The following is an 18,146-nucleotide window of genomic DNA, read 5'->3' as shown; positions in this document are numbered from 1 at the left end:
CATTAATTAAATACAATTTGAGATTGTCGAGTTATAAGTTTATTTTTTTCGGGGAGAAAGTTAAGGCGATAAGAAAGGAAGTCTATACCGGGATACCGATATTCGATTATGGGAGATGCTGTAAAGGAGAGACTATGTCAGAAGAAATGAAGGCCTGCTGTAATTGTGGAGGCGGATGTCAGATCATGGAAGAGAGAAAGAAACTGAATAAAGAGGAGGTACTCCGCTATTCGGATATGGAAATATTTAAGGGCATTGAGAAGGAAAATCTGAATGCTTTGCTTTACTGTATGAAAAGTTATGTGCGTTCGTATAAAAAGGGAGAATTGATTCACTTGGAGGAAAATCATGAAAAGCATGTGGGAGTAGTTCTTTTTGGCAGCATTCATATGATTAAGACGGATGTATGGGGAAGAGAAACTCTGCTCACTTATATGGGGGAGGGGGAAATCTTCGGAGAAACATTTGGAAACAGTGCATCCGAGGACGAATATCTTTCCTTTCTTTCCGCAACGAAAACGGAGGTGCTCTTCCTGTCATTTGAAAAGGCGATTCATGTCTGCAAAAACCAATGCGGCTTCCACTTCCGTCTGATAGAGAATCTCTTTGACTTAATCAGCAAGAAGAATATTCAGCTTATGGAAAAAATAGAGGTCACTTCCCGCGGAAGCTTACGGGAAAAGATTCTTGCATACCTCTCTTTGCAGGCACAGAAGCAGAAGTCAAAGTACATTGAGCTTTCCTTAAGTCGTACGGATATGGCACAGTTCCTCTGTACAAATCGTTCCGCAATGACGAGGGAGCTGGCTTCTTTAAAGGATGCAGGTATCATTGATTTTGACAGGAATACCTTTATTTTAAAGACGCAGAGAGAGATTTAAGAGATAGGATAAGCGTCACGCAATACACATTTGTATAAAAAAAGAAGGGGCACTACTGTTGTGGCGCCCCTTCTCTATTTAGTGAAGATACTTCTTTTCAAGGATTTCCAAAGCATTCAGGTACTTATCCTGTACACCTTCTTTCTTTTTCTCCGCCTCATAGACCTCACTCTTATCGTTGATAACTTGGAAGTCCTCTGTGCTCAGGCTTCGTTCCGCGAAAGGATAAACCACACTGTTTTCCTTTTCAATGTGAAGCTGTAAGAGGTGGGCATAAGCCATCGCGTAGGAGAGAATATCCAGCTTTAACTCCGGAGTCGGGGTTTTCTGATACTCATTTAAGGCTGTTTCCAGAGCAAGTACATCCGCTCTTCCAAGGTCATGCTCTACGAGCATTCCGTGGGTAACAAGCTTATCTGCTACGGGTCCCATCTTTTCCACCATAACCGGGAAGAGGAATTTTTCCTCCTTACCATGGTGATGTTTATCCGCATAGCCTCTGATGAAATCAATAATCTGTCGTAAATCGCTGTCCGGCACCTCTGCTCCGCCCATAAGCTGTAGGCAAATCTTGCGAACCACTGCAAGGGCTCTGTTGATATTGCTGTGCTCTTCTTCCATAATGGCAATACTTCTATTCATCTCTGTCCTCTTTCTTGTGGATTTGCCTATTGATACAGGCTGTAGTGCCATTCCTCGTCCGTGTCGAAGTGAAGGGCAGTTTCGGAGAGCATTCCCTCCATGATTTTCTTTCTAAGCTGATAGTAAACGGAAGGATCTCCGTTTACGGCAGTCCAGAAGGGAGCATGAATATCTTCTTCCTGTACCCAAGAGGTGCGAGCCGGATCCTGCTCCGTGATGACATTGACTCTGTCACAGGGCATACCGTTTAAGAGGGAATCGTCCATCTTCCTGTAAGCATCGGCCGCATCGGATTCAGGAGCAAGTGCCCGCTCTTTTCCAAACTGAAAGGCAATTTTTTCCAAATCGGAAAGTCTTTCCGGGTTTTCTGCCAGAATGCTTGTTACCAAAAGGGCATAACGTGCTTCTGCATCCTGTACTCTTTCCTGTAGCCAACCGTGGATATTCATTACATCAATCAGTTCATTTAAGGGACGAAGCTCCTTGTTTACCGTCTTCTCCTCCAAGTGCTTCTCGGAAAATACTGCCCAGCCGGATTTTTCACCATACTCCGCAATTTTCCGAATTAGCTCTTCCTGCAGCTGGATTTTATTATAAAGCCAATAGTGAATCGGTCCTAAAAAAGCACTCATTATTCAGAAACCTCACTTAACTTTGCGTTCAGGGTAGCCAGTACCGCATTCGGGTTTAAACCGTGTACCATGCAAGCGTCCTCCAGAGACTCCATCTGAGAGCTGGGGCAGCCTAAGCAGTGCATTCCTACCTCCAGTAAGGTGTCGATTAACTCCGGGTGCTCGTTTACAATTTGTCCTACTAACATATCGCTGGAAATCTTTGCCATTTTATTTTCCTCCTAAATCTTTTGTTCTGCTCCGTTTTTCTCCAAAGACTCATTCTGAGCAAAACTATTATTCTTTAAAGAGAGCAAAGGCATACAATGTCTGCCTTAGGTTGTTCTTCTAAAACCTGAAAACTCTCGATTACGGGAAACAGTATAGCAAATTCATATAAATTGTGGTGTTGCAAATGCAACATTTATAGTCTGCTGAAAATCACGATTGTAAAAAAGAAAAAAGGATGTCGAAAATTTGTGAAAAATAAAACCTAGTAAAACATCCTATTTTTTTACTTCTCAAGTATGAAGCTTTCCTGTATAATGCTTGAGGGCAAATAAAAGAAAATCATTATAGATATAATCGGGAGGGCTTCCCCTCCATAAGAATATGTATAGAGAAAGTGGATAGAGAAAGGAGTTTGTATGGCAAAAGCAGCAGAGGTAAAGAAACTGAACAGGAAGCTGATGGACTTTCTTGACGGAAGTGTCAATGCCTTCTTTGCAGTGGAAAATATGAAAAACATCCTTGTAGAGGAAGGATTCCTTCCTTTGTACGAGGGAGAGGACTGGAAATTAAAGAAGGGCGGAAAGTATTTTGTGACAAGAAACGGCTCTGCACTCATCGCCTTTGTCCTTCCGGAAAAATCCTTTAAGGGCTTCCAGATGATGGCAAGCCACAGCGATTCTCCCGTGTTTAAGATAAAGGGAGATCCGGAACTTGAAATCGACAAGGCATACATTCAGCTCAATGTAGAAAAGTATGGCGGAATGATTTGTTCTCCGTGGCTGGACAGACCTTTATCCGTTGCGGGAAGAGTGCTGGTTAAGAGTGTGAAGGGAGTAGAGACAAAACTTGTAAACATCGACCGAGACTTACTCATTATTCCGAATCTGGCGATTCACATGAATCGGGAAGTGAATGACGGCTACAAGTTCAATGCACAGAAGGATATGCTGCCTCTATTTTCCACTATCGAAGGAAAGGGAAGTTTCAAGAAGATTGTCGCGGATGCGATTTCCGTAAAAGAAGAGAGCATTCTGGATTGGGATTTATTTCTCTACAACAGACAAAAGGCAACGATTTTGGGCGGAAAGGAAGAGTTCATCGCAAGTGGAAGACTGGATGATCTGCAGTGTGCCTTTTCTTCCTTACAGGGAATTCTTGCCGCTAAGCCGAAGGAGAGCGTGGCACTCCACTGCGTTTATGACAACGAAGAGGTAGGAAGCGGTACGAAGCAGGGTGCGGATTCAAGCTTCTTAAAAGATGTACTGCATAGAATTCTCTATGCTTTCGGTATGGGAGAGGAAGAGTATATCAAGGCTTTACAGAACAGTTTCCTTGTTTCCGCAGACAATGCACATGCCGTGCATCCTGCACACCTCGACAAGGCGGATGCTTTAAACAGACCGTATATGAATAAGGGAATTGTACTGAAGTACAGTGCGAACCAGAAGTATACTACGGATGCCGTATCCGCTGCCGTGTTTAAGAGCTTCTGTGAAAAGGCGAAGGTGCCTTACCAGAGTTTCGCAAACCGTTCCGATATGCTTGGAGGTTCCACACTGGGGAATATCTCCAACAGTCAGGTGGCATTAAACACCGTGGATATCGGACTACCTCAGCTTTCCATGCATTCCCCGTATGAGACGGCGGGTGTAGAAGATACCTACTATCTTGTAGAAGTGGCTAAGCTGTTCTATTCTTCTTCCGTACTCGGAAGAGGAGACGGGAATTTGGAAATTAAGTATTAAAAATGAGTAAAAGGGTGTTTTTACAGGAGAGGAGCAGTCCTTTACTGAAGAAACTATATATTTAAGAAATAAAGGAGAGAGTATGGAACAAAAAAAGATTAGTTGGAAATTGCTCGCATTTATGGCATTTTCTACGGTTTGGGGCTTTGGTAATGTGGTAAACGGCTTCGTTTGGTTTAATGGAATTCAGGTTATTTTCAGCTGGATTTTCATGTTTGCCTTATACTTCGTGCCCTATGCATTAATGGTTGGAGAACTTGGTTCCGCATTTAAGAATGCAGGTGGAGGAGTGAGTTCCTGGATTCGCGAGACCATGGGAACCAAGATTGCGTACTATGCAGGTTGGACTTACTGGGCTTGTCACATCACCTATATTGCCAGTAAGCCGAGTGGCGGTTTGAAGGCATTGTCTTGGGTGATTTTCCGTAGTGCGGAGCTCTATGATCGTTTGCCGAGTATTTACATTCAGCTGATTACCTTTGCCCTTCTTTTAATCTTCTGCTATGTAGCAAGTAGAGGTTTAAATCCTTTGAAGAAGATGGCAACTTTGGCAGGTTCCAGTATGTTTGTGATGTCTTTGCTTTATATCGTGATGATGTTTGCAGCTCCGGCAATCAATCCGAAGGCAGACTATGTGAGCCTTGATTTCAGCTTAAAGAACTTGATTCCGAATTTCCGTTTGGAATATTTTACCTCCCTTTCCATCCTGGTTTTTGCGGTTGGCGGATGTGAGAAGATTTCTCCGTATGTAAATAAGGTAGAGAACCCGAGTAAGGGATTCCCGAAGGGAATGATTGCGCTGGCTATCATGGTTGTGGTTTGTGCTATGCTCGGAACCATTGCGATGGGTATGATGTTTGATCCGACTGTGATTAATGCTTCGGAAGAGAGCTTTAACTCTTATGCGGCAAACGGTGCTTACTGGGCATTCCAGCGTCTGGGACAGTACTATGGCATTGGCGATACTCTTTTGGTGATTTATGCACTTTGCAATATGATTGGACAGTTTGCAGTTCTCATTATGAGTATCGATGCACCTCTTCGTATGCTTCTCGATAATGAAGATACAAAGCAGTTTATTCCGAAGAAGCTCTTAAAGCAGAATGATGTTGGGGCTTACACAAACGGTATCATTATGGTAGCTGTACTGTCCGGATCTATCATCTTGGCACAGTCCTTTGTTCCGGGCGCCGCAGCGGTATTAAAGCAGCTCACTAAGTTGAACTCCGTATGTATGCCTCTTCGTTACCTTTGGGTATTTGCTGCCTACATTGCTCTTCGTAAGGCCGGAGATAAATTCCATCCGGAATATCGTTTTGTGAAGAATGATGCTGTGGCTCTGGCTTTCGGCGCTTGGTGCTTCTTGATTACTGCCGCAAGCTGTCTCTTAGGGATGCACTCCAAGGATACATTTACCATGGCATTGAATATAATCACTCCCTTGGTGCTTTCCATTCTGGGTATCATCATGCCGCTTTTGGCAAAAAATGAAAAACAAGCGAATGCTTAATTCGACTTTGCGGAAAAATATTATATTTTTCCGCAAATTTGTCGTTATAGACCTTTAATACAAGGATGTAGAAAGGATTTTGGCCATGAAGGAAAATCGGGAATGTTATCAAAATCGAGAGCTGTCTTGGCTTTTGTTTAATGAGCGTGTTCTAAATGAGGCAGCCAATCCTCGTGTGCCTCTTATGGAACGTCTGCAGTTCGTCTCCATTTATCAGACCAATCTGGATGAGTTTTTTATGGTTCGTGTGGGCACACTCATGCAGCAGATGGAGAATAAAAAAACAGTCAAGGACAATAAAACAGGCTTAAGCAGTAAGGAGCAAATCAAGCTTATCTTAAAGGAAGTGGAGAGGCTTGAGCAGAAACGAAAGGAGATATATACCCAGCTTATGGGGGAGCTTGAGCCGGTAGGCATTCATATTATCAACTTTCAAAAACTGTCCAAACAAGAGCAGAGCCAGCTTGAGGCATACTTTGATAAGGCAATTCGTCCGTATCTTTCTCCTATGATTGTAGGGAAACAGCAGCCCTTCCCCTTTTTACAAAACAGTGAGCTTTATGCGGTGGCCCGTCTGGAAACAAAGGGCGGAAAGAAAAGAATGGGGATTGTTCCCTGCTGGAATCCGGTTTTTAAGAGATTGATAGAGATTCCGGGAAGAAAGGGCTACCACATGCTTTCCGAAGAGCTGATTCTCCACTTTGTTTCGAAGCTGTATCCGGCGTATACCATTCGGGAGAAATCCATCATCCGCATTACAAGAAATGCGGATATTGATGCAGGAGACGTGTACGATGAGGATATGGATTACCGAGGAATGATGGAGCAGCTTTTAAAGAAAAGAAAGCGCTTAAATCCGGTAAGACTGGAACTTAGTAGGGAGCTCCATAAGTCGGTTAAGAAGAAGCTGGCTACGTATTTAGGGATTTCGGAAGACCATGTTATCCATTGTGAAACGCCTCTTGACCTGTCCTTCCTCTTCACTCTGCAAAATGCCAAGAGAGAACATCAGGAGATGTTTTATCCTCGCTACAGCCCGAGAATGAGCGGAAAGATTCGAAAGGATGAAAATATCATTCATCAGATTGAAAAGAAAGATATCCTTCTTTCTTATCCGTTTGAGAGTATGAAGAATTTTATCGGTCTTTTACAGGCTGCGGCAGTGGATAAGTCGGTTCACTCCATAAAGATTACCCTTTATCGTATGGCGAGCCACAGTCAGATTGTGGATGCGCTTTGTGAGGCTGCGGAAAATGGAAAGGAAGTCCTTGCTCTTGTGGAATTAAGAGCAAGGTTCGATGAGGCGGCGAATATCGAGATGTCAAGACGCTTGGAGGATGCGGGATGCCAGGTAATCTACGGTCTTCCAGCTTATAAGGTGCATTCCAAGCTTTGCCTTATTACGAGAAAGACCGAGGAAGGCGTCTCCTTCATTACCCAGATTGGAACGGGAAATTATAATGAAAAAACGGCCACTCTCTATACTGACCTTTGCCTTATGACGGCCAACAGAGAGATAGGAGAGGATGCACAGGAAGTTTTCCGTACTCTGCTTCTTGGAGAAACAGTAGAAAAGAGCTCTGCCCTTCTCGTTGCGCCAAAAGGCTTGCAGAATGCCATTTTGGAAAAAATAGAAGCGGAAGGCAGAAAGGCGGAGGAAGGAAGAGGCGGTTATATCGGTTTAAAGCTAAATGCACTGACAGACAAAGACATTATCGATGCTTTGATTAAAGCCTCTCAAAAAGGGGTAGTGATTCAGCTGCTGATTCGAGGAATCTGTTGCCTCATTCCGGGTATTCCCGGAAGGACGGAGAATATCCGGATTCACAGTATAGTGGGAAGATTCCTGGAGCACTCCCGCATCTATCGATTCGGGCAGGGGGATGAGGAAGAAATCTATATTGCCAGTGCGGATTGTATGACCAGAAATACGCTCCGAAGAGTGGAGGTTGCAGCGCCGATACTCGATGAAGAAAATAAGAATCGTGTGCGGGAGATTTTCGACCTTGGCTTTAAGGATACGGAGAAGGGGAAATGGCTTCTTTCCGACGGTTTCTATCATGACCCGGAGGGCTTGGGAGAGGAGCGCTTTGACTCGCAAGACTACTTCTACAGAGAAGCTTACAGAAATGCGGAGTAGGACAGAATGCTATTTATTTTTGCAGCACACTACGGAGAAGTAGAAAATATAATTCAAGCATTGAAGATGGGGAAACGAAAAACTTCGTTTCCCTTTTTGCAGTATTGTACGAGTGAATTTAGCGAATCCGAAGGAAGGATATTGCTGACTATCTGCGGAGAAGGGCGAAACAATGCAGCGGCAGCAGTTTCCGCGACCTTGGCAAAGGAGGGAGCAAAGAGAGGGGATATTCTCTTATCCTTGGGCAGTGCTGCAATCCTGAAAGCACCACATACCGCCGAGGGAAGCTGTTTAGGAAGCTGGTTCTTGATTCATGCCCTTCAGGAATGGGCAACGGGACGACAGTTCTACCCGGATATGCTTTACGCCTTTTCCTTTCCGGAGGCAAGACTTATCACCGGAGACCAAAGGCTTTCTTGGAAGGATGCGGAGATATTAGGGAGAGGTCTGCCTTACTTGCCTGACAGAGGGGAATTAAAGGCTTCTCCGGCAAATGCTTCAAAGAAGAGAACAAAAGGAAGTTCTATAAAATTCTCTAAAGAAATACCCTATCCGGAAGAAATTTTTCTTTATGATATGGAATCGACTGCGGTTTTCCAAAGCGGATATAGCTTTCTTTCTACGGAAGATATGTTCATTCTTCGCTGTGGAACGGATTTTGGGCTGAATTTTGCAGGGAATACAGCGGAAGAAAGCGAGAAAGAGCAGTCACAGAAGCAAATAAACAAAGTGAAAGAAGAATTTCGGAAACTTCTGAAACGGGAAGAGGAACAAGTTCTTTCTTTTATCCGGATTTTGGATGAAATCAGTCTGAAAAAAGAGAAAGAAAGACAGAAAGAGGAGGCGTTTTTGTCTGAAGTGCAGCTTCTTTCTCAAGAACTTCGCCTCTCCTTTGTCTTGGAAAAGAAACTGGAAAAATTGCTTCACTATGGAAAGAGCATTCATTTTTCTTGGAACAAGTATTTTCAGAAGAAAAGACAGGAAGGCTTTCTTCCTGTTCGGGATAAGCGAGGGGGACAGAAGATTTTGCAGGAGCTGGAAGACGATTTACTCCATTTCTCCTCCACTACCGAAGAGGACTTTCCTTGCTTATTGGAGACGAAAAAAGAAGTGGAAGATAGAGGAGGAGAGGAAAGAAAAATTCCATATGCTATATCGAAAGAGGAGGATCCTCTTCCTTTCCACCCGCATTTTTCTCATATTTATGTAGAAAGGGAAATATGGGGACATGCGGATGTAGAGACAATACTGAAGAAATTCCCCAAGGCTAAAATCATTCTCATCCGGCATTATAAGGATCTCTTTAACAGAAAAAAACAAAGTCGATTTATGCAGGAGCGGAGCAAAAAGCTTATATTGGCAACAAAAGAAGGGCAGAGAATCTATCCCGGTGCGCCGGTTTGTCAAAGTTTTAGTGAGACACAGTTTTGCTACAGTTCTTTGATTATGAACTGCCCATTCCACTGCGAATATTGTTATTTACAGGGAATGTACCCTTCCGCAAATCTGGTCCTTTTTCTGAATATAGAAGATTATTTTCAGGATTGCAGAAAGTGGATTCGAGAAAAGGGAAGCTTATATCTTTGCATTTCCTATGATACGGACTTGTTGGCCTTAGAGGAGATTTTCCCCTATGTAGAAAAGTTCTCCCGTTTTTTGGAAGGAGAGGAGAAACTTCGCATTGAAGTGCGGACCAAGGCGGGTGGAGAAGCCTTATTTCGGAAAATCAAGAGAGCACAGCTTTCTGCCGAGGCAAGGAAAAGACTCATCTTTGCTTTTACAGTCTCTCCGGAGGAAATAGTACAGAGAGCGGAGCACAGTTCCGCAAGTCTTGAAAGTCGTCTAAGGGCTGCAAAATTGTTGATAGAGGAAGGATATTCTATTCGACTCTGCTTTGATCCGATGATTTACCATGAGAAGTGGAAGGAACTTTATAACGTGTTTTTGGATACTGTTTTCCGAGAAATTCCGATGGCCAAGCTCTACGATTGCAGCGTGGGGAGCTTCCGCATTTCAGAGACCTACCTTAAGCCTATGCTGAAAGCCTTTCCTCAATCTCCGTATACTGTATTTCCTTATGAAAATACGGGAGGGTATTATCATTATCCGGAAAAAATAAAGGAAGAGATAGAAGGATTTCTCCTTCATAAGCTGGAAGAAAACATGCCGAGAGAGAAAATATTCAGATGGAGCGAAGATGTTGAAGTAAATCACGAACAAGAGCAATAAAGCTTGTCTATGAAGATTGTTTACAGGGTGGAATGGGGAGTAAAAAATGACAGAGAAAAAAGAAAGCGTGGAGAATCGAGTTGCTTTAGTGACGGGAGCTTCCGGCGGGATAGGCTATGCTATTTCGGAAAAACTCTGTGAAATGGGCTATCAGGTCTATGGGATAGGCAGAGATTTTGAAAAGCTATCGGAAGAGCAGGAAACCCAATTATCTAAAGAGCAAGCCTCTAAGCTATTTGATGAGCAAGATGAGAAGCAAGCAAACAACAAGCCGGAGGACGGGCCATCTAACAAGATGGAGCTTCCTTTTATTCCCGTAAAACTCGACTTACGGGATAATCAGGCGGTACGGGATTTTTGTCGTTCGTTTCAGGAGAAGAAGCCGGAGCTTCTTATTCACTCCGCAGGAGTAGCCTACTACGGCTTTCATGAAAGCTTGAATCAGGAGAAGATTTCGGAGATGATGAAAGTGAATTTGGAAACACCTCTGTTCCTTAGCCAATTTTTTCTTAGAGACATCAAGGAAAAAAGAGGGCATATCTTCTTTATATCTTCTGTGACCGCCCTTCATGAAAACAGCTACGGGGCAGTTTACGGAGCAACAAAGGCGGGGCTTCTTTCCTTTGCAAGGAGTCTTTTTGCAGAAAATAGAAAGTCGGGACTAAAGGTGCACAGCATTTTACCGGATATGACGGATACCGATTTATACCGCAATGCGGATTTTACGATAGGAGAAAACAGAGCGAGCTATCTCCTTCCCTCCGATGTGGCATCTGCCGTGGAAACAATTCTTAGACAGAGAGAGGGTGTGGTGCTGGGAGAAGTCCATTTACGCCCGCAGCTTTTTCAGGTAACGAGAAAGCCCGCAGATAAAAGATAGAAGAGCCTTGAAATTGCAATTTTTTTCAATTTGTAGAAATTTTTCAATTTGTAGAATTTTTTATCTATAGAATTAAGAAGGATGTTGCAGGAGGGAGTACTTCCCCGGATTTTGTAATACTACATACTGAATACAATATTTTTTTAAAATTGCTTATCATTCTTGAGGCTAGTTTTAGAGCGTTCATTTCCTTGTTTTATATTGAAAATTGTTGAAACATTCATTAAACAGAGCGATATTTTTATGCAAAATAACGATAAAAAGAAAAAATAACCTAATTCAGTACCCTTTTTCCGTGAAATCTTCTTCTTGCGAGAGAAAAACCGAAAATTTATAATATTTGCAGTAAAAACAGGAGAAAAAGAGTGGAGGCGAATTATGGTTAGTTTTTTTGTATGTCTTTTTATTCTGATTATCGGATATTTTACCTATGGTAAGTTCGTAGAGAATACCTTCGGTCCGGACGACAGAGAGACGCCGGCAGTGCGCATTAACGACGGTGTAGACTATGTCGTCATGCCGGAATGGAAGTTGTTCCTTGTACAGCTCTTAAATATTGCCGGTTTAGGACCGATTTTTGGAGCTTTGACAGGTGCTGAGTGGGGGCCGGTTGTATTTTTATGGATTACCTTCGGTACGGTTTTTGCCGGCGGTGTGCATGACTATTTTTCCGGAATGCTCAGTGAGAGATCAAACGGTGCATCCATTTCCGAGGTTACCGGTAACTACTTGGGACTCGGTATGAAGAATCTGATGCGTGTGTTCTCCGTAGTGCTTTTAATTATGGTAGGTACCGTATTTGCTGTAGGCCCTGCAGGACTGATTGTGACCTTGATTAAGTCCGGCGGTTCTGCAAATGCTTTACTTACTAGTAAAGAAGTTTGGCTGTGGATTATTCTGCTTTACTATTTAATTGCAACGTTCTGTCCTATCGATAAGATTATCGGAAAGATTTATCCCGTTTTCGGTATTTGTCTGATTGCCATGGCAGTCGGAGTGGGAATCGGTATCTTCTCTCACGGTTTTGTGATTCCGGAGATTTTTCAGCATTTTAGAAATGAGCATCCGAGCGGTCTTCCGATTTGGTCTTTTATGTTTATTACTGTAGCCTGCGGTGCTATTTCCGGTTTCCATGCAACACAGTCTCCGCTTATGGCACGCTGCATGAAGAGTGAGAAGCAGGGACGAATGGTTTTCTATGGTGCCATGGTTGCAGAGGGTATTATTGCGCTCATCTGGGCAGCAGCAGGCTGTGCCATTTACGGCGGCGCGAAGCTCTTGGAAGCAGGTGGAGGAAATTCCACTACCGTTTACGACATCTGTAAGACTACCATGGGATCCGTGGGAATGCTGCTTGCCATGATGGGTGTTATCGCTTGCCCGATTACTTCAGGAGACACGGCTTTCCGTTCCGCTCGTCTTACTGTTGCGGACTGGTTCAAGATTGACCAGAATGATTTCAAGAAACGTGGTCTTTTGACCCTTCCGATTCTTGGTGCCGGTGCAGTTATTTCTCACTTGGATTATGCGATTGTTTGGAGATACTTCAGCTGGACCAACCAGACATTGGCTATGATTGTTCTCTGGGCTGCGTCCATGTATCTCTATAGAGAGAAGAAGAATTATTGGATTACGGCAGTTCCTGCAGTGTTCATGAGTGCGGTTTCCATGACCTATTTCTTCTGTGCACCGGAGTGCTTGGGTGCTTTTGGGCTGACCACTACTGTGGCTTATCCGGTAGGAATTATCCTTGCGGCAGTTTTCCTCATTCTCTTCTTAAGAGCAACGAAGAAGCCGGTTTCCGGAGAAGCTAAAGCATAAGGGATTTCCGGACTTGCTGCTTTTCGGAGTTTCTTTTAAGTGAAAATATCTAGAAGGAGCATGGTTTACAGGAAATATTGAATCAATAGTAAAATTTTCACCTCGCTTTCTTTAGAGGAAGCGGGGTATATTTTTCTTTATCTATAGAATTGTATTCGGATAGAAAAGTGATGAGATATTGTTTCATGGTATAGAAAGGTGAGGCTATGAATTTTCCCCTAAGTGAGAAAAAGTTGGAAAAGGATATTTTAAAAAAGGATAAAAGGGAGGCACTGCGTATCGGAGCGATAGGAATCGGAGAGAAAGCCCTCTATTTAAACTCCTTTTATATTGACAGGATGTACTACATACCGATAGAGGCGGTAGAGCGTGTGTATAAACGTGTTGCCATGAGTAAGGGCGGCTTTTCCGGAAAGGGAATCTTTGCAAGCTTGTCTTATCTTGTTGTGGAGTATGACGGAGGAAAAGAAAAGGCCTGCCTCATTCGAAAGGAGTGGAGGGTGGATGAAGCCCTTTCTGAAATAAGGAAACGTTTTCCGGCAATTCCTACCATGAGCAAACGTGCGGAAGAAAAGCTTCGTGCAGAGGAAGCGGAAGAAAAAGCGAAACTCCTTCCGAAGCTTTCAGAAGAAGCGGAAGGAGCCCTTTCGGAAATAGAAAAGGCAGAGGCGATTTTACTAAGACGGGAAGATTTATATCAAAGCCTTGCCGTGCAGGCAAAGCGGGAAAGAATGGTACAAAGTACAAACCCCTATTATGGACATTTTGCTTTGCTTCTTTTTCTGGGAGCGGTATTGTGTCTTTTTTCGGCATTTTTCCTTTATAAAAATGGAGAGCAAAGTCTTGCAATCGTCCTTCTTGGTTTTGCTTTGATGCTTCTTATGATGGGACTTCGCGTCCGACCGACCGGAAAAAACAATCGGGAAGCGGTGAAAAAGGAGTATGAAGAATCGATTCGAAAAATGAAAGACTATCTGTCCGTAGACTTTCCTCTTCCTCCGCAGTATGCCCATCCTTTTTGTCTGGAGTGGATGCGGCAGAGTATTCTGGAGGGTAAGGCAACAACCGTGCAAGAGGCATATTTGCTTCTAAAGAAGGAATTAAAAGAGCTCGACAGCACAAAGCAGGTTTCTCAAAAGGTCTATGACCGTATTATCATAATTAAACCGATGTTTTTGGCGGCGGGATATGAAGATTAATTTTAGGCATGGAAAGAGCCAAATCAACCCTTGCGATTCTGATTTTCATGGGGTAAAATCAATAGATAGTTTTTTAACAGGATATATTCTAAGGAATATATAGGGAAAATGTGTTTAAAGAAAAGACGAAATCGCTTTTTAATAGAGGGGGGACTATGGCGGATAAGAAATTGGTGGAGCAGATTACTTCCAGAGAGGAAGATTTTGCGCAGTGGTATACGGATGTAGTGAAGAAGGCGGAGCTGACAGATTATTCTTCCGTAAAAGGCTTCATGGTAATTCGCCCTGCAGGCTATGCCATCTGGGAGAGAATCCAGTACGAATTGGATACCCGTTTTAAGGCTACCGGCGTGCAGAACTGCGCGATGCCCTTACTTATTCCACAGTCTCTTTTAGAGAAGGAAAGCGAGCACGTGGAGGGCTTTGCTCCGGAGGTTGCATGGGTAAGCTACGGCGGTTCCAAGAGACTGGAGGAGAGACTCTGTGTTCGTCCGACCTCTGAAGTACTTTTCTGTGATTACTATTCCAAGGTCGTAAAGTCCTATAGAGATTTACCCCAACTTTTAAACCAGTGGTGCTCCGTAGTGCGCTGGGAGAAGACAACAAGACCCTTCTTAAGAACGAGAGAGTTCCTTTGGCAGGAGGGACACACCGTTCATGCTACAGCGGAAGAAGCGGAAGAGAGAACCCTCCTTATGTTGAACATCTATGCGGATGTTTTGGAAAATGAGCTTGCTATTCCGGTAGTAAAGGGCAGAAAGACCGACAAGGAGAAGTTTGCCGGTGCTATTGCGACCTATACGGTAGAAGCACTGATGCATGACGGACAGGCTTTACAGTGTGCGACCTCTCATAACTTCGGAGACGGCTTTGCAAAGGCCTTTGATGTGCAGTATTTAAGTAAGGAAAATAAAATCGAAGCAGTTCATCAGACTTCTTGGGGAATTACAACAAGGACCATCGGTGCACTGATCATGGTTCATGGAGATGATTCCGGACTTGTCATTCCGCCAAGAATTGCTCCGGTACAGGTTGTTATCGTGCCGATTCAGCAGAACAAGGAAGGAGTACTGGATAAAGCTTATGCTCTTAAGGATGAGCTCCTTAAGGCGGGTATCCGTGTCAAGGTGGATGATTCCGATAAGACTCCGGGATTTAAGTTTGCGGATGGAGAGGTGCGCGGTATTCCGCTTCGTCTGGAAATCGGGCCTAAGGATATTGAGAAGGATCAGGCTGTACTGGTAAGAAGAGACAATCGGGAAAAGATTGTAGCAGAGCTTTCCGGACTGACCGTTGAGGTAGAGAAACTCTTAAAAGCGATGCAAAAAGATATGTATGACAGAGCGCTTGCTTTCCAGAAGGAAAGAACCACCGATGCGAAGAACCTGGATGAGCTAGTAGCGTCCCTCGATAAGAAGCCGGGCTTTGTACGGGCTATGTGGTGCGGATGCAGAGATTGTGAGGATAAGCTGAAGGAGTATTCCGGCATTACCTCCCGTTGTATTCCTATGGAGCAGGAAGAAATTTCCGATAGCTGTGTTGTTTGCGGAAAGAAAGCGACAAAGATGGTTTATTGGGGAAGAGCCTATTAAGAGAGTTTTTTTGAGGGGCTGTAAAAAATTAAAATAATTTTCTAAGCAATATAGGTCTGAACTTGGGGCACGCTCTCGCTAGCTTCGCCACGTAACGGATACTAAGCGAAAAACTGCGTTTCTCTTGTTTTTCGCAAGTACCGACGGGCTCAGACTACCCCGCATTCAGACCTATATTGCAAAGAATCTCTTTATTATTTTAATTTTTTACAGCCCCTTTTTCAGTATATAATGACGAAATAAGCAAGGGGAAAATGGAGAGTGGAGGGAGGAATGATGGAAAAAAAGGTGCTTTTGTTGATTAACAGCAGTAGTGGGCAAGAAAAGGGAAAGACTCTTCTTTACAATATTGTGGAGGAGTTTGCCAAGAAAAATTGTGAGTTGACTGTTTTTCCGATTCTTCCAAAATCCAAAAAACTGAATACAGAAAACATTGTGCATAAATATAGAGATAGATTTGATCTTATCGTTTGTGTCGGAGGAGACGGAACCTTGCACTATCTGGTGAACAGCCTGATGGTGGAGAAGATACAGACTCCGATTGGCTACATTCCGACAGGATCAACCAATGACTTCGCGGCTTCTCTGGGAATTCCCAAGGACCTTAAGGAAAATATAGGAGGTATCGTCAAGGGAGAGCCCTTTCAGTATGATATTGGGAAGTTGAATGACTTGTATTTTAATTATATTGCGGCATTCGGTGCGTTTACCAAGGTAAGCTATGGAACCAATCAGGAATTAAAAAACAACTTGGGGCATATGGCTTATATTCTGGAGTCGATTCGTACGATGCCGGAGAATTTGAGTAAGAGCTATTCTTTGAAAATCACATCGGGGGGTTCTTCTTTTTCGGGTGAATACATTTTTGGTGCTATTTTCAATTCCCGCTCCGTTGGAGGCTTTACCGGTTTCCCCGGAAGTTCTTTAGAAGAAAAACTGGCTGTGGATTTACAGGATGGAGAATTTGAGGTTTTACTGATTCGTGCACCGAAAAATATTGCGGATTATGGGGAGATTATCAGTACCGCTCTGAGCGGAAATATTCCGGAAAACAATCCACAGGTACAGTTCTTTAAGACTAAGAACCTTAGTATAGAGGCGGAAGAAGAGCTTGGATGGACGCTGGACGGAGAGTTTGGCGGAGCTTATAAAGAGATGCATCTGGAAATCCTGAAGCGTGCCGTATCCGTCATGCTTCCAAAGAAGGATAGCATAGAGAAAGAATAAGCTATCGAATTATAAAGTCATGATTTGAAACAGTAAATAATCTTGAGGTATGAACAAGAGTGAAGATTACGATGCCAAAGGGAGCGGAATTCATTATCCGTTCCTTGGAAAATGCGGGTTTTGAGGCCTATATCGTGGGAGGCTGTGTCCGGGACGGAATTCTCGGGCGAGATCCCGAGGACTGGGATATCACGACCATTGCCAAGCCGGATGAGATAAAAAGAATTTTTTCACATACCGTGGATACCGGAATTGAACACGGGACGGTGACCGTTCTTGTGCCGCCGGAGGAAGTGGAGAGAGGGATTCGGAGCTTTGAAGTGACGACCTATCGGATTGACGGAGAATACACGGATCACCGACATCCGAATGCAGTGTCCTTTACAGGCTCTTTGGAAGAAGATCTGGCAAGACGGGATTTTACGATTAATGCGATGGCGTATCACATGGAGAGAGGAATTATAGACCCTTTTCACGGACAGGAAGATTTGGAAAAGAAAATTGTTCGTGCAGTAGGAAAGGCGAAGGACCGTTTTGCGGAAGATGCCCTTCGGATGATGCGCGGAATTCGATTTTCCGCACAACTTGATTTTTCTTTGGACGAAGAGGCTTATCTGGGAATCGAAAGCTTAAAGGAAAGCTTGGAAAATGTCTCCAAAGAGCGTATTGCAGTAGAGCTGTGGAAGCTTTTGGCCAGCGCACATCCGGATAAGGTAGAAATGTTTTTCTCTACAGGACTTGCCCCCTATATTACGGAGGACTTTCCGAAGATTCAGGAAAGCGGGATTCCCAAGTTGCTTCCCTTTGCTCCGGTAGAAAAAATTGTTCGATTTGGCCTGTTTCTTCGAAATGTACCGGACCTGGCTCGTAAAATTTTAAGAGATTTAAAGCTTGATAGAGAGAGTATAGAGGGAGGCAGCCATTTTGCAGCTTTATTTTCCGAAGAGGAAGTGGAGAGCCCTTATGCTTTACGAAAGCGTATCGCAAGATACGGCTTAAAGATGGTTCGGGATTTTTATGAGATGCGTCTTGCGTTGCTGCATCAGGATGAAGCAGAGTTGTATTCTCCATTGGAAAGCGATTTATTGGAATCGAAAAGACGAACAGGAGAAATAATCACTACAAAAAAACAAGCTGAATCCATTGTGAAAGAGCGCCTTTTGTGGATTACGAAGGTGGAGTCGGAAAAGAATTGCGTGTCTTTGTCCGAGCTTATGTTAAGCGGAAAAGACCTCATTTCTTTAGGTGTTTCTCCGGGAAAGAGGATGGGAGAGATTTTACAGCTTGCCTTTGACCGGGTCTTACAAGAGCCGAAGGAAAATGAAAAAGAGAAGTTGATTTCTTATCTACAGGAATCAGGACTCTTAGATAGCTGAAAGCAGCTATAAAATTCTTTGTATCATCCTATTTCATTGTTAGAAAGAGGCGTTTTTAATAT

The 18,146-nt window shown here is 43.6% G+C and carries 14 protein-coding genes; 11 read left to right on the top strand and 3 right to left on the bottom strand.

Annotated features, from left to right (window positions below; translation table 11 throughout):
* The first annotated feature begins 134 nt into the window (after positions 1–134).
* Entirely contained in the window at positions 135–881 is a 747-nt protein-coding gene (locus tag HMPREF9625_RS04510) for a Crp/Fnr family transcriptional regulator (protein ID WP_009538060.1), read from the top strand.
* Positions 882–959: 78 nt separating this feature from the next.
* On the opposite strand, the gene HMPREF9625_RS04505 is transcribed toward HMPREF9625_RS04510, so the two are convergent.
* Genes HMPREF9625_RS04505 through HMPREF9625_RS04495 form a run of 3 tightly spaced genes read right to left on the bottom strand, consistent with a single transcriptional unit; the run spans position 960 to position 2,364 of the window.
* Positions 960–1,523 carry a hemerythrin domain-containing protein gene (locus tag HMPREF9625_RS04505; protein ID WP_009535810.1) on the bottom strand — a complete coding sequence of 188 codons (564 nt, stop codon included), beginning with the start codon at positions 1,521–1,523 and terminating at the stop codon, positions 960–962.
* A 26-nt stretch (positions 1,524–1,549) separates the two neighbouring features.
* Positions 1,550–2,155 (bottom strand): hypothetical protein, encoded by a 606-nt coding sequence (locus HMPREF9625_RS04500; RefSeq protein ID WP_009535809.1) that lies wholly within the window; start codon positions 2,153–2,155, stop codon positions 1,550–1,552.
* On the bottom strand, positions 2,155–2,364 hold the full coding sequence (locus tag HMPREF9625_RS04495) for a DUF1858 domain-containing protein (RefSeq protein WP_009535808.1): 210 nt from the start codon (positions 2,362–2,364) through the stop codon (positions 2,155–2,157). Before HMPREF9625_RS04495 ends, HMPREF9625_RS04500 begins: the two co-directional genes overlap by 1 nt.
* 417 nt (positions 2,365–2,781) lie before the next feature.
* Between HMPREF9625_RS04495 and HMPREF9625_RS04490 the strand changes: the two genes are divergently transcribed.
* From HMPREF9625_RS04490 to HMPREF9625_RS04445, 10 genes are all read left to right on the top strand, one after another.
* The gene (locus tag HMPREF9625_RS04490) at positions 2,782–4,110 is read left to right on the top strand and encodes a M18 family aminopeptidase (protein WP_009535807.1); all 1,329 of its coding nucleotides are present in this window, start codon (positions 2,782–2,784) and stop codon (positions 4,108–4,110) included.
* An 82-nt stretch (positions 4,111–4,192) separates the two neighbouring features.
* Positions 4,193–5,620 carry an APC family permease gene (locus HMPREF9625_RS04485; protein WP_009535806.1) on the top strand — a complete coding sequence of 476 codons (1,428 nt, stop codon included), beginning with the start codon at positions 4,193–4,195 and terminating at the stop codon, positions 5,618–5,620.
* A gap of 85 nt (positions 5,621–5,705) precedes the next feature.
* Positions 5,706–7,760, top strand: coding sequence for a polyphosphate kinase 1 (gene ppk1 / locus HMPREF9625_RS04480; RefSeq protein ID WP_009535805.1), 2,055 nt, complete (start codon positions 5,706–5,708; stop codon positions 7,758–7,760).
* 6 nt (positions 7,761–7,766) lie between these two features.
* A complete protein-coding gene (locus HMPREF9625_RS04475; RefSeq protein ID WP_009535804.1) occupies positions 7,767–9,989 on the top strand; it encodes a spore photoproduct lyase family protein in 2,223 nt (740 codons plus the stop codon).
* A 46-nt stretch (positions 9,990–10,035) separates the two neighbouring features.
* The gene (locus HMPREF9625_RS04470; protein WP_009535803.1) at positions 10,036–10,869 is read left to right on the top strand and encodes an SDR family NAD(P)-dependent oxidoreductase; all 834 of its coding nucleotides are present in this window, start codon (positions 10,036–10,038) and stop codon (positions 10,867–10,869) included.
* A 378-nt stretch (positions 10,870–11,247) separates the two neighbouring features.
* Complete coding sequence (locus tag HMPREF9625_RS04465) at positions 11,248–12,690, top strand: carbon starvation CstA family protein (protein ID WP_009535802.1); 1,443 nt, start codon at positions 11,248–11,250, stop codon at positions 12,688–12,690.
* A gap of 206 nt (positions 12,691–12,896) precedes the next feature.
* Positions 12,897–13,889: a hypothetical protein gene (locus tag HMPREF9625_RS04460; protein ID WP_009535801.1), complete on the top strand. Its 993-nt coding sequence runs from the start codon at positions 12,897–12,899 to the stop codon at positions 13,887–13,889.
* A gap of 155 nt (positions 13,890–14,044) precedes the next feature.
* On the top strand, positions 14,045–15,481 hold the full coding sequence (gene proS / locus HMPREF9625_RS04455; RefSeq protein WP_009535800.1) for a proline--tRNA ligase: 1,437 nt from the start codon (positions 14,045–14,047) through the stop codon (positions 15,479–15,481).
* A gap of 273 nt (positions 15,482–15,754) precedes the next feature.
* Positions 15,755–16,708 (top strand): diacylglycerol/lipid kinase family protein, encoded by a 954-nt coding sequence (locus HMPREF9625_RS04450; RefSeq protein WP_009535799.1) that lies wholly within the window; start codon positions 15,755–15,757, stop codon positions 16,706–16,708.
* Between the two features lie 71 nt (positions 16,709–16,779).
* Positions 16,780–18,084 carry a CCA tRNA nucleotidyltransferase gene (locus HMPREF9625_RS04445; protein ID WP_009535798.1) on the top strand — a complete coding sequence of 435 codons (1,305 nt, stop codon included), beginning with the start codon at positions 16,780–16,782 and terminating at the stop codon, positions 18,082–18,084.
* Positions 18,085–18,146 lie beyond the last annotated feature (62 nt).

It is taken from the genome of Oribacterium parvum ACB1 (assembly GCF_000238055.2).
Lineage (GTDB): Bacteria > Bacillota > Clostridia > Lachnospirales > Lachnospiraceae > Oribacterium > Oribacterium parvum.
Note: the sequence above shows the minus strand (reverse complement) of the source record. Positions and strands in the feature narration are given on the sequence as shown.